Origin of the sequence: Sulfurovum sp. XGS-02 (assembly GCF_023213175.1) — a bacterium.
Lineage (GTDB): Bacteria > Campylobacterota > Campylobacteria > Campylobacterales > Sulfurovaceae > Sulfurovum.
On record NZ_CP093312.1, the window covers coordinates 1,281,751 to 1,296,387 of the forward strand.

A 14,637-nucleotide genomic window follows, 5' to 3' on the forward strand; every position below is an offset into this window, starting at 1 on the left:
TGTATTTCTATCAAATTAGGAATGATATTGTGTCTGTAATTCCTGTAAATATAGTATGACATTTAATAATATCTTTATTTTCTTTATCTTGATTGATACAAAGAAAACCTGATTATTCATTTTTGGAAGCCAGAGTAGAGGCTTAATTCATTTGCAATATCCTTTGTTAATTTTGCAAGTGAATGCTTTGAGTTGTCATCCTCATATAAAACCTCTCCAAAAAGATCTTGTTTAACTTTTTCAATTGGTTGTCGTGTCAAAAGCGCGATTTCTTTAATTCTGCTATCAGGATATATTCTTCTTTTTTTAATCATGTTTAAAATATATGGTTTAAAGTATTCATATCTTCCATTTAGCTCAAAAACATCAATATACTGAGTGTAATCATCTGTAAAATCTTCTTTGAGCAAAAGATCAAAATCAATTTTATCGTTGATTTGTATAGAAGGAGGTTTCATAAAGGTCTTAAATTTAACCTGCTGATCAAATTTAAAATTTTTTGCACTTGGTGAAACTTTCACTATACCTTTTTCTTGTGTCCAAATCTCTTTGGATCCTTTTAGCTTTGAATTACAGATATAACAACTTGGAATCAAGTTATAAATACTTAAAGCAAATAAAGGATAGGTAGCTTTGTCTATCAAGTGGTCCAAAGTAAAACCATTTTTTTTCCTTTTGCTTTTTGTATTAAATACATTGATAAAATCTATATTACAAAAGTAACAAGTATGGATCTCAATATTATTTTCAAAAAATGAAGCAATTTTTGGTTGTAATTTTGAGAGTAGTGGTTTAATATTTTTGGACTTAGTCTTATCGTAGTTGAATAATTCCTTTATCTTTCTGTTATTTTTATATTTTGAACCAGCTGACTTTTTTATTTCAATAAGCTTCTCAATGTCTCCACATATGACATCTTTTAACGGATATTTAATTTTAGATTCCCAATTATCTTGATAATATTGTTCAAAAGTTTTACCGTTAAAACTTTTAGGTTTAGTCTGAGAAATAACATCATAATATTTCTCTAGCTGTGATATTGTATATTTTAATTGAACCATTTACTGCATCTCTTCAAGTTGATTTATTTCATTTTTCAATCTACTTATTTTATTGGCTTTAGCAATATCTTTATCAAATAAAATTAATTCTATTTCTATGATATGATTATCTAAAATTTGTTTTATATAATCGTCACCCATTGATAATAATATATACTCAAACATCTTTTGATTAGCCCCATATTCCTTACGTAAATCATCATAATTAGGTTTTTTTGCTGATTCTTCTTTCTTAACTTTATCATAAAAGGTAAGTATTGCCTGAATTGCACTTTGAGAAAAATCACCGGACAACCCTTCATCCATAAAAAAGCTATCAGTTAAAATCGTATGAATATCAGCCCCAAAAGTTTGATTAATATTTTTGAGTCCATCAACAACTTTACAATATCCATCATCATCTTTATCCAAAAAAAGAATATTTTCTTTGGCAATATCTGAGAGCAGGAAGGGAGAGTGTGAAGCAAAAATTATATGGAACTTGTAATCTGCCCCATATCTACTTAATATATTTTTATGTACATGTATAAAAAAACGCAAAACAGAATCAAAAATCGATTTTTGCCATCTTGGATGTAAATTATTTTCTATTTCATCAAGTAAAATGATAATATTCTTTACATCTCCACGCTTCGGTCTAAATGAAAAAACTGCATTCAGTAGTAAATAGAAGTTCAAGAGAAAATTCTCCTCGCCACTACTTAAACTCCTAAAATAAATTTCAAAAAACTGGTCTTGATTATTCCGATTATAGAGATAAAGTTCTTTATACTTTATCATTAATTCGATAGCATCTTCCATACTTAACTCAATCTCTTCGGATGCAGTACAACTCTCATTCACATATAATTTCAGAGTAGTTAAAAAATTATCTAGTGCCTCTGCATACTCCTCAGGTCTTATCGATTGCATATATTCTTCTCCATCTTCGCTTGTATAAAACTCCGGTATCTGAAAAAACTTCTGTGCCTTCTCCAAAAAAGTTGTATTCCAGCCGATACTATTTGCTGTACTATTTGAGGCAATTAACAATGTAACTGTTGGCTCATTTTGAATTTTAAACGGAATAAATGTTTTATAGTCTTTATAAAACTCTAAAATCGAAAAAGTTTTCGCAAAATTAAAATTATTTCGCATCTCTTTTATGAAAAATGCATCCTGCTGTCTATATCCAGAAGAGGATGGATTATTGCCAAAATAACGATTTGAATTTAAAACCATATTTAATAATGTTTGAACTTTTAAATTCTCATTTGCCACATTACTATCACCATGGCCTGTACCAGATTTTATAAATCTTTGCAAAACTGGTGCAATAAATTCTTCAATATAATTATCAAAATAACCATTACTAAAACTAGAGGAATTATAAATAGTTGAAATGTGTGTTTTGAGTGTATCTAAAGTATGAACTGTACGGTCCTCTACTTCAAGATTACTAAAAATAATCTCCTCATCACCATTTTTAAGTATACATACAATACCATTATCAATGTATCGGTCAATATCTCCTACTTGTAGTTTTGCAATAACTTCAAATATACTACTCTTCCCACTCCCATTTTTTCCAACAATAGCACTAATTCTAATGTTTTTTGAAAATAATTTAGAGTAATTGCCTGGGTTATCTTCATGAGTAATTTCTTTAGTTGACTCCGAATATGTGTAAACATATGGTGAAGAAAAATTAAATCCCTCTTCTTTTATGTTTTTATACTCTTTAACCCACAAATAAACAAGTTCCACCGTCATCCCCTTTTTATAGTTTTTATCATTATTCTTCTGTATCTATGTCTATATTTTTTCGTACAGGCTTTCAATATTCTCTAAATACCAATCCATTGGTATATGTGTTGCAATCTTTGCATGTTCATTAACAATATACTTATTTAGTTCGCATCAAGTGAAGCTTTACATTCTTCATGTTTTTTCTATACCATTCTTGTGAATGATTTCTATTATTCTTTAAAGTACTTATTTCTCTAAAGCTTTTTGAGTACATTAATATGTTCAAGTATCTTTTTATTTTTACCAAATACTTCTTGTTCATATTCTAGTAATATATGATCGATTAACTTTTTATAAACAGGATCATTACAACGATTTTTTAATCTCTCATAATCTAAATGTTCTAACATTGCATATTTTTTAATTAGTTCCATATATTTTTTCCCACCAAATTCTTGAAGAAAAAATATGTGTAAAAATAATAATTGAGATTCGTTAGATGTTAATTGTGCTCTTATCATATTTGTATGAAATTTTGCTTCATCTATTCTCTCATTATAAAATTTATCAATAAACTTGAGAATTTGATATAAATTAATAAAATAATATTTAAACTCATTCTCATCATCTAAAAATAAACTATCTTTAAACATTGCTGCCACTGTCTCAATATTTTGTGATCCACTAACAGTAGTACAAAAACCATTAAAAAAATCAAGAATATGGTTTTGTTTACGTGAACTTCCATTAGGAACGATTTTTTCATCTGCGACAAATTTTTCTCTTATCTTGTTAAATCTATTCAACATTTGAAAAAATCTATTATCAAAACTTTGTTGTTCCATCTCAAGTTTTTGCTTTTCTAAAGCATCTTTTTGTCCAGTTAATTCATCTCTTGTAGACTTTAATTCTTTTCTTTGTAATTCAACTGAAATTATAACTCCTGCAAATGCTAATCCTGTAAAAAGACTAGTAAGAACATTAAAGCTATCACCGAAAAGACCTAAGAAAGATAAAGGGGTAGATGGAGGAAAATCAAATTCAAAATCATTTGCCGACCAAAACATTACTGCCATAAATACAAACCAACTTATAAATATTAATAAAAACACCTTCCAATATGAACCTATGTTGTATTCTTTATCTTTGCTATTTTCCATTTCATCTCCAAAACTAATTTTTATAAAATCACTATTTAAGGTCATTCAAAAAATTTGCTGTTTTCCCTTTCTTTTATTATTTAAATCATCTTCTTCTATTAATCCATTCACAACTAGACTACGTTAACCAAATTATTCTTTTGATGCTTTGTAAAGTTTACCTTTAATCAATTCCAATAAAAAATTATTTAAATTCTTAAATTTAATCCTTTTTTATAAACATTATATGTTATTTCTTTAGATAATATAATAGTAAGTTGCTGAATAAAAGAGTCTGTACAAATATCTACTTCTTTAAAATTCAATACTATGATTTCTTGATTATCAGAAATATTTTTTAAAATTAAATTTTTAATTTTAATACCAACTTGATGACTATTCAAAGGTTCAAATTCTTTTAAATTTATTATTACCATAATATTATCTTTCTAAAAATCATCAAGTATACTATCATCTAAGTCATCCATCGAAAAATCAAAAAAATCATCAAAATCATCTTCTTCATAATCATCATGACTAGCATTAAAAATTGATCTTGTATCAATATCACTACTACAACCAATTATAATTTTAAAGTGCGTACCAATAATTGGACTTTTTATAGATATTATACCATCAGGGTTAATACTATTAAAAGAAATTTCATATTCATTGGTACGACAAGTAATAGCACCATTGGAACTTAAAACAAAATCTTTTAATTTAGCTAGGCCATTACCCCTTGAAGGCATTATTTCCTTATGTCTAGAGGTATTTTGTTCGAATGCCTTTTTTAACACTTCCTCCCTAGATAACTCTGGATAAGCAGTCTCTAAACTATTTACTATTCCAATACCAGAATCAGAAATACCGATCTCTATGTTATTTTTTTGCCCACCATAATATTGTGCACATACAAACCCAGGTTTACTTACACTTCTTTCAGCTTGTTTAAACTCACCACCATTGCAGTGTTCTAATATATTATCTGTTACTTCATATGTTGTAAGTAAAATACCTAATATTAAGTTTTCTTTATTTTGTATATGTGCTTTTAGTATGGCTTTTAATCTTTCATCTATAAAATCGGGGTCTTCGTCATTCTGCACTTTTTTACACTCCATCATATTTCTCAATACAGAGTGTCTATTAAATCTCTCTTCTAAATTATAATTTAAATTTTTAAAAAAATCTGCTCTTTGTAGATATTTAATATCATCAAAATCATTAAATGATATTTTTATCTGTGGCTTGGTGCTATTTCTTAAGTTAACTAGTGTAGATAGAAAAGCTATTCCACTAGGTTTTGAAAAAACTTTATAAAATTTAATTGTTAGATCTCCAGATATATCAATTAAATGCTCATAATTGTTAGATACGTACTCAAATGTGAGATCATTGTCGATTACTATATTTGTCATTATTTAACTTTCTGTACTGTATAGATAAACTTGATTATATTCTTGTTAACTTAGTAGTCACCTAAAAAACTCTTTAATCTATCAAAAGCTTATCATATGTGAGACATTTTAACTTCTCCTAAGAACAACACTCATTTTTATCTTTATTATAAATAATAATCGCTAATATGATTCAACTTTTATGACAGTACTAACTTATTCATATACCCCCCCCCAATTAAATACATCTTAAAAAATATTTTATTTACCACATAATAGTTTAATTATTACCGTAAATAAAAGCAGAATTAAAAAATATAATAAATATATGGAGGATTTCTTATGAAATTTGAAAACTTTAATTCTGAACTTGGTCGTTTACTGAAAAGTGCAAGAGAACAACAAGCTTTAACACTTTATGAACTTGCATACAACTCAGATATTGTAGCTGATCATATTCAAAAGATTGAGAGTGCAAAGCATGGAGGTATACAAATAATAACTTATGCAAAATTACTAGTAGGTCTAAATATGGGTTTATCTTTTAAACCAATGGATGATAAGAAAACTAAAATTTTTCCTTCTACAGAAATGCAAAATACTTTATCTACATTATTCTTAGATCTGACGAAAGACCCAAACTTACAATTTTTAAACTTTAATATTGAACACCTATTAAAACAAATAGGAAAAGAAATCAAAAAAAGAAGAAAGGCTTTCGGACTATCAGAAAAAGCGCTAGCTAAAAAAGCTCAAGTCTCAAATACAACAATATCTCGTGTAGAAAGTGGAAAATATAACTTTCAATTAAGGACTCTCTATAAAGTTACTCATGAATTAAAAAAACAAAATAAAGGATTTAAATGACCTTTACTCCTAATAGTAATGAAGAAAAATATATTGATATACTAGATAGCTCAACACATGGTGAATTTGTTTTGATTCGGATGACACCTACTATGTTGAATAAGTCAATCATTGATGCTTCCCATCCATTAAGGTTATTATTAAAAGAAAATCTGGGAATAGACTATTCTACAATGGAACAAGGAGCTAAAAATGGTCTCAAAGAAGAAGTAGAATTATTAGTTAATGGTGAAATACAGACTCGTTCTATCAGTTATTATAGACCAAAAACAAAAAAAGGTGATCCCCGGTTTTGGATTTCTAGACTTCATAACGAAGTTAAACCTTTTGATATGCTATTGTTAACAGTATGGGAAGGAAGATTGTATGCCTTACCATTAGTTGGAGATATTGAGCTTTTTGCAACTGTATTAAAAAAAATATTTTATGTTGATACTAAGACCTTGCCTTCTGCAGTACTTGAAGTACAAGATATGATTAAAGGTCTTTACCGAAGAGGTTGGATAAAAACACTTAGAGCTGGAGATACAGGTGTAGGATATACATTTGAAACAGAAAATAACATAAAAGAAAACTCTAGCAAAGAACCGGATCATAAAGGGGTGGAAATTAAGTGTTCAAGGCTAGGTACTTCTACGTTACAAACGTTATTTTCAAGAACACCGAACTATTCTGACCTTCCCAATAAAAGAAAAGATTTAGTCGTAAATTATGGATATTGGGATAGTGAAAAGAGTCGGTATGCACTTTATATGACAATTAAGGTAAATGAAGAGAACTCCAAGGGATGGAAGCTAGAGTTTGATTATGAACAAGAACGAATTTATGTCGTAAAAAATGGAGAAAAGGTTGTCTTTTATGAATATTCAGCTTTACAGGATGCACTTGCACAAAAGCATAAACGTACAGTTTTCATAAAGGCACAATCACAAAATCGTAAAAAGAAAAATGATACTAACGAAGAGTTTTTATACGAATCAGCATTTTATTGTGAAGATAGCTCGTTTATTAACTTTATAGCCCTGATGGAAGAAGGTAAGGTAAGCTTGGACTTTGCTATACACCATAGCCCTGAAACAGGAAAAACCCGTGACCATGGTTTCCTCTGGAGAATTAGTAAAGAATTTATTCCATTACTCTTTAAGAGGCAAGTTCAGCTATGCATCAAAGATTCAGATTGTCAAAAATCTTGAAGTAAACTCTTTATGTGTTCCGCTATGGCTTTTGCCATAAGTGGAGGTACAGCATTGCCTACTTGTGTATATTGAGGAACTTCGGTTTTTCTTTTATCTCCACCTGTTGTTTCTTTAGACCTAAATTCAAAATAGTCAGGAAAAGACTGGAACCTAGCTTGTTCTCGTACTGTTACTGTTCTAGGATAAACAGGATGTATGACATCATCTGGGACACTAACTACTGTTGGGGAAGGTTTATCAAGTTTTAATGGTCTTTGTGAGTGTTTTTTTGTTTCTAGCTCAATTATTTTACTAACGAGTTCTTCTTGGTTAGTGGCAATAATAGTACTATCCGGTGCCATAGCGGGAAAAGAACACGTCTCAATTTCTTTATGTATTTGCTCTAAAAAACTAGGATCTTGTGAAGAGGTATATTTGGCAGCCATATTAAATACTTTTGTAGAGACATCATTCATTGAAAAGTATTGGTAAAGTCTAAAACGTTGTTCAACTTTTTCTGTATGTTTACGTAAAACTTGGTTAGCATTTGGCGAAGTACCATTTTTAATGACTTTTTTAAAGCCACTTTTTTTGTTGAGGTTATCCAAATATTTTTGATTGTTAAATGGTTCTTCAAATAAGTCGCCAATAGCATCACTGACAGAAAGTATTTCCTTTTCTTTGACCGTAGGTACTGGACAAAGTGGTGATATTTCTTTACCGCTATAGTAGTTTTTCGAATTCCAGATATCTTTAGTAGCAAAAAGGCTTTTCTTCTCTGCAATATCTTTCCGTATACCAAGTAGCATTACTCTAGGTCTATGTTGTGGAACACCATAATGCATGGCATTAAGTTGAAGTTCTTGTACAACATATTGTGTAGACTCTTTGTCTTCTCCAAAACCTGTTTCTAAAAGTGTTTTGATTTGAGAAAAAGGTGCATCTTTATCATGCTTATTAAAGCGTTGTCTCATACCAACGACATTTTCCATTAGTACTGCTTTAGGTTTGAATATTTCAACATATTCTAAAAATTGCCAAGGAAGCTGATTTCTATGATCTTTTGGATTACGCTTGCCTGCAAGTGAAAATCCTTGGCAAGGAGGTCCACCAATAATGACATCTATTTCTTGAAGCTTTTGCTTTGTTTGTTCAAGTAATTTAGGCTTTTCAAGTAATTCTAAAGTTTCTCCAATAAATAAACCTTCATCAAGTTTTTCTTCTATGGGTTTTTGCAGAAAATTTTTCCATTCAGAATCATTTTTAATATTTTTAATAAAATTATGGTAAAAAGTTTCTCCAGCCATACTGGACTTTTCAACCGCAAAACCAAGTTTAAACCCTGCAGCTTCAAATCCAAGCGTTAAACCACCACAACCAGCAAATAAGTCTATATATTTATGTTCCATGAAAAGAATTATAGCTATATTAATAAAAAAAGTCCAGGAATTATTTCAAAATGACATTTTTATTTTACAATTAATCAAATTTTTTAAAAGAATTATTGTAAGCTACAATATGATGGTTGATAAAAAAAGAATTTTTTATTTTAAAATAAAATTATTAGATTGGTTTCAACATAATCAACGTAGTTTTCCCTGGCGAGAAGCAAACAGGTCTTGTTATGAAATTGTGATTGCTGAAATTCTTCTTCAACGAACAAAAGCAGAAACAGTAAAAAAATATTATCAAGTATTTTTGAATAGGTTTAATAGTTGGGAGAGTCTAGCTGCTTCAACAGAAGTAGAAATAGGTGAATATTTAAAGCCTTTTGGTTTATGGCGCCAAAGATCAAAAAGAATAAAAGCATTAGCTCAGGAGATTGAACGTTTACACGGATTACCAAAGTCCAAGAAGCAGCTAGAGAAACTTCCAATAATGGGAAAATACATTGTAAATACAATATTAACACAGTGTTATGGTCATAAAGAAGCATTTGTTGATGTAAATATGGTCCGTGTATTAGAAAGGTTTTTTAGACCGGGAGAAAAAGTTGATTTCCGATATGATCCTTTCATTCAGAATCTTGCTAAAAAAATAGTTTATCGGCAAAAACATAAAGAAACTATTTTTTTAAATTGGGCTATATTAGATTTTTCAGCATTAGTTTGTAAAAGCAAAAACCCTTTATGTAGCAAATGCCCATTATATAGAAAATGTAATTACTACCATTTAAACACACTTGATAATTCTTAATACATTAATACTCTTACTAATAAACAACATAAGTATTTTAATACAAATTACATTATTAAAATAAATATTTAGTCTAAATTTAAACTTAAACAGTTATTATTATGTGTACTTGTAAGGGAATTGTATGACAGTAAAAATAGTCAATAATGATGTAGAAAGCAGTGAAGGAAGAGCTGCAATATTTTTAAAAAGTCTATTTGAACGTAGTTGGAAAGATAGTGCAAATGAGACTACAAAAATACTGTTATTTCCAAGTGTTACTTGTTTTGGTCAAGGGACTCGCGATATTGATCTAATCCTTCTAATAATTTCTCCTAAACCCGTAAAGGTTTCCACACTTAATGACACAGTTACAGACAAAATTTATATTAGATCCCTATGTTGTGTTATTGAAATCAAAGACCATGATTCACGTTTTGTTTCTTTTACAGGAAACACAGTCCATGTATATTATAAAAATGGTAAAAAAGGTAATGCAACAAAACAAAACGAAAGTCAAAAATACGCACTTAAAAACTATATTGAAGCTGAAAACTTCAAGGCACCTTTTATTAATAATTTAATTTGGTTAACAAATATAGAAAGAAATGATATCCCTCGAAATAAAAATAATATTTTACCTTCTAATTTCAATTTAAATATATTTCTCAATAAAATTATTGATAATAATGCACATGGTCAAACCATTAAAAAGTTTGAGGAAAAGTATTATCTAGATGCTATTCCACCAACAAAGCTTAATGAAACAAATGCACTCGAAGTTCTTTTTGCCAAAAGAATAATCCCAACTACGTTAGATAGAAAAAAAATAGAAGCTATAACAGAAAAAAAATTATCACAAGAAGAAATAAAGACTGCTGAAAATGGTGAAATAGTAGTATATCAAGGTAATGGGGGAACTGGTAAAACCATGTATCTTCTCCGGCTAGGAGTTCATTACTGTTCAGAAGGTAAACGTGTTCTTTTTCTAACCTATAACACTGCTTTGGCAGCGGATATTGCAAGGTTAATGGTTCTTTCTAAAATACCAGACAGAATAGAAAATGCAGTCCATATACAAACTGTCTATTCACTTATTGCTTCTCTATTAAAAACACTTGGAGTAATTCCAGATAAGTTACCAGAAGACTTTCTGAAAAAATATGATGAATATAAACATGAAGCACTTAGATATATAAAAGATGGTGTAGTTGACCAAAAAGATGTCGATACCATAATGAATGAGAATTCAGGTGAATATGATTGGGATGTAATATTAATTGATGAAGCTCAAGATTGGCCATCAAATGAATTTGAATTATTATACTACTTCTATGGATCTAAACTATTCTTTATTGCCGATGGTACATCCCAAATGATTCGTACACAAATTAAAAGCGACTGGCTTTTAAAACATAAATCACATGATTATATACTAAATAAATCTTTACGTTTAAAAGTTAATCTTGCACAATTCTGTAATCAATTTGCATCAGAAATTGGATTAAAAAGATGGTCAATGGAAATAAATAATGATTTAGTAGGGGGGCAAATCATAATATGTACGGGTACTTTAGAAAATAATTTAGAACATATTAATCAAGTATTAGAAGACTCAATAAAATCTGGTAATACCTATGTAGACAATTTAGTTTGTATACCACCATCCTATGCTAAAGGTAAGGCAAAACAGATTATCGAAAGTCTTGGTATAGAAGTATGGGATGGAACAAATGAGAAAGTACGTAGAGGGTACCCCACATCAAATTCAATGTTAAGATTAATCCAATACCAATCATGTAGAGGACTTGAAGGGTGGTCAAGTATTAATGTAGGTTTTGATGAACTATATGAGCTGAAATTCAATGAATACCTTAATAGCAACCCTGTACTAACAAACTTTGAGACTATAGAAGATTATGCAGAAAAAAAAGCTGCTCAATGGTTAATGATTGTCTTAACTCGAGCAGTCGATACACAATTTATTCATATACGTGACACTCAAAGTAATCTAGCTGTACATTTAAGAAATGTAGCAATCAAACATAAAGATTTTATTTATTGGATAGGAGAATGAAGTGAAAAATTATTTAGATTGGAATGATGCAATTATTCAATATTTTTCTAGTAACTACATAAAAGGTACACCAGTATATCTTACAGTTAATGACACTAACTTAGAAAACATAGGAACTGAAGTCTTAAAGCTAAAACGAGAAGAATGCGCTAATTTATTTCTAGATGCTGTTAAGAGAAAGTGTATAGACCCTTTTCATCGAAATAAATTGAACTTAACTTCGATAGATAAAGTGAATGAAAATGGTACTCCAGAGTGCGTAGCTTTTCTAGGTCTTCTTGTTTATGCTGCTCATAAGATGAAATCTGACGATGATACCAGTAGTACCAATTACTTTAAATGGCTCAATCAATTACTGGACTTCGACTCTGAAGGAAGACCTGATGGGCTAGAACGAGGATTCAGTGAAAAGCTTTGGAAACGGTGGGGTCTCTGGTTGGAGAAAAATGGATGGTTACCCTCGGCAACTGCTGGAATTGGAAATATGAAATACATTCATTATTCACTTTCACAAGCTTTACTTCGTGAAGATGACATAAACTACTTAAAAAATAAATTTATTAATTCATACAAGTCAAATCAATTATTCTGTTATTATGATGAGAGCCAATTAAGTTTTTGGATACTTAAAAATATTCATAAAAAACATCTTTATGATGGGATTCATTCTACTGATGATAATAGATCTGATACTTTTCTTGATGCAATTTATTCACTATTTGAAACAATGAATTGGGATGAAGGTGCAACTGAAACAAAATATATAACTCGTTCAAATATTATTACATGCGGTTTATATAGGACACTTACTTTTCCAAATAAAGTTACATATCAGCTGTTTCCAAAAATACCTAGAGGGTTTAAAAATCAAAACATACATGTTGATGGAGAAAAATTAATAGAGTTTAGGGGAAAACATTTTGGCCCATTAAATCCTATTCACCCCTTCAAAGAAGTACTACGAGAAGAAATTCAGGATGACTTAGGTTTTTTTACCAACATGTACATGCCTAAAAAAGAGTTTTGGATATTAACAAGTGATGAAGATGATAATCTAGGAGTTTATGCGACATGGGATAGGTACCCTAATTTACTAGGTAAAAAATTTATTATTGTTCTACCTACAGTAAATCAAGAAATGCATGACGAAATGGAAATATTTAAAAGCCAAGAGTTGATTGTGTGGGAAAATAAAGTAAATATTTCAGATGATATAGTTGAATATCAACAATGTATGATTTTATCAAGAGGATGGGATAGTATTATTCCTAAACCAAGTTCCCAAGAACTCTTCGATGCTCTTAAACCACGTCAATTTGCAACTATTTCATTATCTGCTGGGCTGAAAGATATTACAGACAATAGCTGGATTAAAGGGTTTCCCCCCATAATGAAGATTTATGGATTTGAAAACATATTTCATATAGACATACATAAAAACGAAGAGATAATAGAAACAATAAATATTAACAACCAAGAAGAATATCCCTTAATAGCATGTTCAGAAGCTGGAAGGTATGAAATTAGAGTTTCATGGCATAGCCAAGAAATATCAAGAAGAACCTTCATAGTAAAACCATGGGAAGACCTAAATATACAAAAACAAGAGTATTCACCATGTCATGATTACAATAAGCTAGGCATCAGTACTTGTGGAGCTTTTACCAAATTGTGTGATAAGGGAGGTTTATAATGGAAGAATCACGGTTCTTGTTATATTCGGGTTACGGTAACCGACAAACAGTACTTACAAAGGTTAAAAATTATGTTCAAGAATTTAACCTAGGAATTGAAATCCCTTTAGTCAAGTTTGAAACTGGTAGATCAAAAGAATTTTATTTTGGAGTAGCATTACAAACACATGGAAACAACAAAATACTTGAAAGCTCAAATATCAGGAATATGCATTCATATATTGGATCAATTCCTATAAAAAATAATCAAAGTCATGATGGACTATTCGCCAGGGAAGAAGTAAAAAAGCTCTTAGCAGGCAATGTAGAATGGGAAGGTTTTAATGCAAAAATTCATTATGAAATTCAAAAAGCTTTTTATGATCCCACAATTATCCAAGATGAATACGTGAATAATAATGGGTACAACGAAAACTGTACCGACCAAAATGAAACATATTTTCGTTTTTACAAGTATTTATCTTCGAGAAGACAAGGGTCATACAATGAGTTTATACGTTTAGTTAAATTATTTTTTAAGGAACCCTATAATAAGCCTTGGCCGGTAATGAGGAAATTACTGCTCCTTGGATTAATTGAAATAGATTCATACCAAAATAAATATTGGTATGTTACGCCTTTCTCATTAACACAATGTAATTCTCAACCTGAACGGGCATATATCTCTGGGCAATTCTTACCTCAACAAATTGATGCTATTAGTAACCTCGAAAACTGTAAGCTTACTATGGAAAATAATCAAAATACACTAAGTACTTATATATTATCTACTGAACATGAAGATGTTTTAAGTGAAATATGTGAAAAGCTTAGTATTCAGCTCATTCGTAACTCTGCTAATAAACTATTAGAATTATTACCAACTGTAGACCATTTAAACCTCTATCTATATGAAAATGATCATATTAACGAAATAGAATACAGTATCTTCACTCTTGATGATAAACCATGCACTACATCAAATATTGAAAATGGTGTATATATAGTTAAACATCAAAGTACACAAGACTATGATGAAACTGCTCTTAAGCTCAATGGAAAATGGTTTTCAGGCTCCTACTACGATGTTATGTTCTTTGATAAGATAAATAATACAAAAGAACTACCATCTTGTATTTACATTGAAGATGAAGCATCCCTTCTTATACCTGGCTTTTTAAGACCACCATTTTTGTTTGAAAAAGCACTTATACAATGCTCAGGGAGCATACCTACTATTGAACAATTTACGAATGCAAATTATTTAAAATATCATGGTGTTAGTCATGATTTTGTAGATATGTTATCTACTAAAACTATGTTAGATATCAAAAGGAGTTAA

Annotated in this window: 12 protein-coding genes; 6 read left to right on the top strand and 6 right to left on the bottom strand. The window is 29.7% G+C overall.

Annotated elements, in window-relative coordinates; translation table 11 throughout:
• Positions 1–116 precede the first annotated feature (116 nt).
• From MN086_RS06375 to MN086_RS06395, 5 genes are all read right to left on the bottom strand, one after another.
• Positions 117–1,061 carry a hypothetical protein gene (locus tag MN086_RS06375; RefSeq protein WP_248575181.1) on the bottom strand — a complete coding sequence of 315 codons (945 nt, stop codon included), beginning with the start codon at positions 1,059–1,061 and terminating at the stop codon, positions 117–119.
• Positions 1,062–2,807: an AAA family ATPase gene (locus MN086_RS06380; protein WP_248575182.1), complete on the bottom strand. Its 1,746-nt coding sequence runs from the start codon at positions 2,805–2,807 to the stop codon at positions 1,062–1,064.
• A gap of 236 nt (positions 2,808–3,043) precedes the next feature.
• Positions 3,044–3,994, bottom strand: coding sequence for a putative phage abortive infection protein (locus MN086_RS06385; protein WP_248575183.1), 951 nt, complete (start codon positions 3,992–3,994; stop codon positions 3,044–3,046).
• A gap of 143 nt (positions 3,995–4,137) precedes the next feature.
• On the bottom strand, positions 4,138–4,365 hold the full coding sequence (locus MN086_RS06390) for a hypothetical protein (RefSeq protein WP_248575184.1): 228 nt from the start codon (positions 4,363–4,365) through the stop codon (positions 4,138–4,140).
• Between the two features lie 12 nt (positions 4,366–4,377).
• A complete protein-coding gene (locus MN086_RS06395) occupies positions 4,378–5,349 on the bottom strand; it encodes a hypothetical protein (protein WP_248575185.1) in 972 nt (323 codons plus the stop codon).
• A 321-nt stretch (positions 5,350–5,670) separates the two neighbouring features.
• Here MN086_RS06395 and MN086_RS06400 point away from each other — a divergent pair, with 321 nt between their 5' ends.
• Together MN086_RS06400 and MN086_RS06405 are read left to right on the top strand one after the other, a co-directional pair.
• The gene (locus MN086_RS06400) at positions 5,671–6,195 is read left to right on the top strand and encodes a helix-turn-helix transcriptional regulator (RefSeq protein WP_248575186.1); all 525 of its coding nucleotides are present in this window, start codon (positions 5,671–5,673) and stop codon (positions 6,193–6,195) included.
• Positions 6,192–7,388 carry an MvaI/BcnI family restriction endonuclease gene (locus MN086_RS06405; protein ID WP_248575187.1) on the top strand — a complete coding sequence of 399 codons (1,197 nt, stop codon included), beginning with the start codon at positions 6,192–6,194 and terminating at the stop codon, positions 7,386–7,388. The genes MN086_RS06400 and MN086_RS06405 overlap by 4 nt, the downstream gene beginning before the upstream one ends.
• Here the strand turns inward: MN086_RS06405 and MN086_RS06410 are convergent.
• On the bottom strand, positions 7,376–8,779 hold the full coding sequence (locus tag MN086_RS06410) for a DNA cytosine methyltransferase (RefSeq protein ID WP_248575188.1): 1,404 nt from the start codon (positions 8,777–8,779) through the stop codon (positions 7,376–7,378). The genes MN086_RS06405 and MN086_RS06410 overlap by 13 nt on opposite strands.
• On the opposite strand from MN086_RS06410, the gene MN086_RS06415 reads away from it, so the two are divergent.
• From MN086_RS06415 to MN086_RS06430, 4 genes are all read left to right on the top strand, one after another.
• Positions 8,778–9,566: a hypothetical protein gene (locus tag MN086_RS06415; protein ID WP_248575189.1), complete on the top strand. Its 789-nt coding sequence runs from the start codon at positions 8,778–8,780 to the stop codon at positions 9,564–9,566. The genes MN086_RS06410 and MN086_RS06415 overlap by 2 nt on opposite strands.
• Before the next feature lie 124 nt (positions 9,567–9,690).
• Positions 9,691–11,622, top strand: coding sequence for an AAA family ATPase (locus tag MN086_RS06420; protein WP_248575190.1), 1,932 nt, complete (start codon positions 9,691–9,693; stop codon positions 11,620–11,622).
• Between the two features lies 1 nt (position 11,623).
• Positions 11,624–13,315 (top strand): hypothetical protein, encoded by a 1,692-nt coding sequence (locus tag MN086_RS06425; RefSeq protein WP_248575191.1) that lies wholly within the window; start codon positions 11,624–11,626, stop codon positions 13,313–13,315.
• Positions 13,315–14,637 carry a hypothetical protein gene (locus MN086_RS06430; RefSeq protein WP_248575192.1) on the top strand — a complete coding sequence of 441 codons (1,323 nt, stop codon included), beginning with the start codon at positions 13,315–13,317 and terminating at the stop codon, positions 14,635–14,637. The genes MN086_RS06425 and MN086_RS06430 overlap by 1 nt, the downstream gene beginning before the upstream one ends.

Bases quoted from the DNA above. Each gene is read 5' to 3' on its own strand.
- MN086_RS06385 (WP_248575183.1), bottom strand. From the start codon at position 3,994: ATGACCTTAAATAGTGATTTTATAAAAATTAGTTTTGGAGATGAAATG.
- MN086_RS06375 (WP_248575181.1), bottom strand. From the start codon at position 1,061: ATGGTTCAATTAAAATATACAATATCACAGCTAGAGAAATATTATGAT.
- MN086_RS06420 (WP_248575190.1), top strand. From the start codon at position 9,691: ATGACAGTAAAAATAGTCAATAATGATGTAGAAAGCAGTGAAGGAAGA.
- MN086_RS06415 (WP_248575189.1), top strand. From the start codon at position 8,778: ATGAAAAGAATTATAGCTATATTAATAAAAAAAGTCCAGGAATTATTT.
- MN086_RS06410 (WP_248575188.1), bottom strand. From the start codon at position 8,779: ATGGAACATAAATATATAGACTTATTTGCTGGTTGTGGTGGTTTAACG.
- MN086_RS06430 (WP_248575192.1), top strand. From the start codon at position 13,315: ATGGAAGAATCACGGTTCTTGTTATATTCGGGTTACGGTAACCGACAA.
- MN086_RS06390 (WP_248575184.1), bottom strand. From the start codon at position 4,365: ATGGTAATAATAAATTTAAAAGAATTTGAACCTTTGAATAGTCATCAA.
- MN086_RS06405 (WP_248575187.1), top strand. From the start codon at position 6,192: ATGACCTTTACTCCTAATAGTAATGAAGAAAAATATATTGATATACTA.
- MN086_RS06400 (WP_248575186.1), top strand. From the start codon at position 5,671: ATGAAATTTGAAAACTTTAATTCTGAACTTGGTCGTTTACTGAAAAGT.
- MN086_RS06395 (WP_248575185.1), bottom strand. From the start codon at position 5,349: ATGACAAATATAGTAATCGACAATGATCTCACATTTGAGTACGTATCT.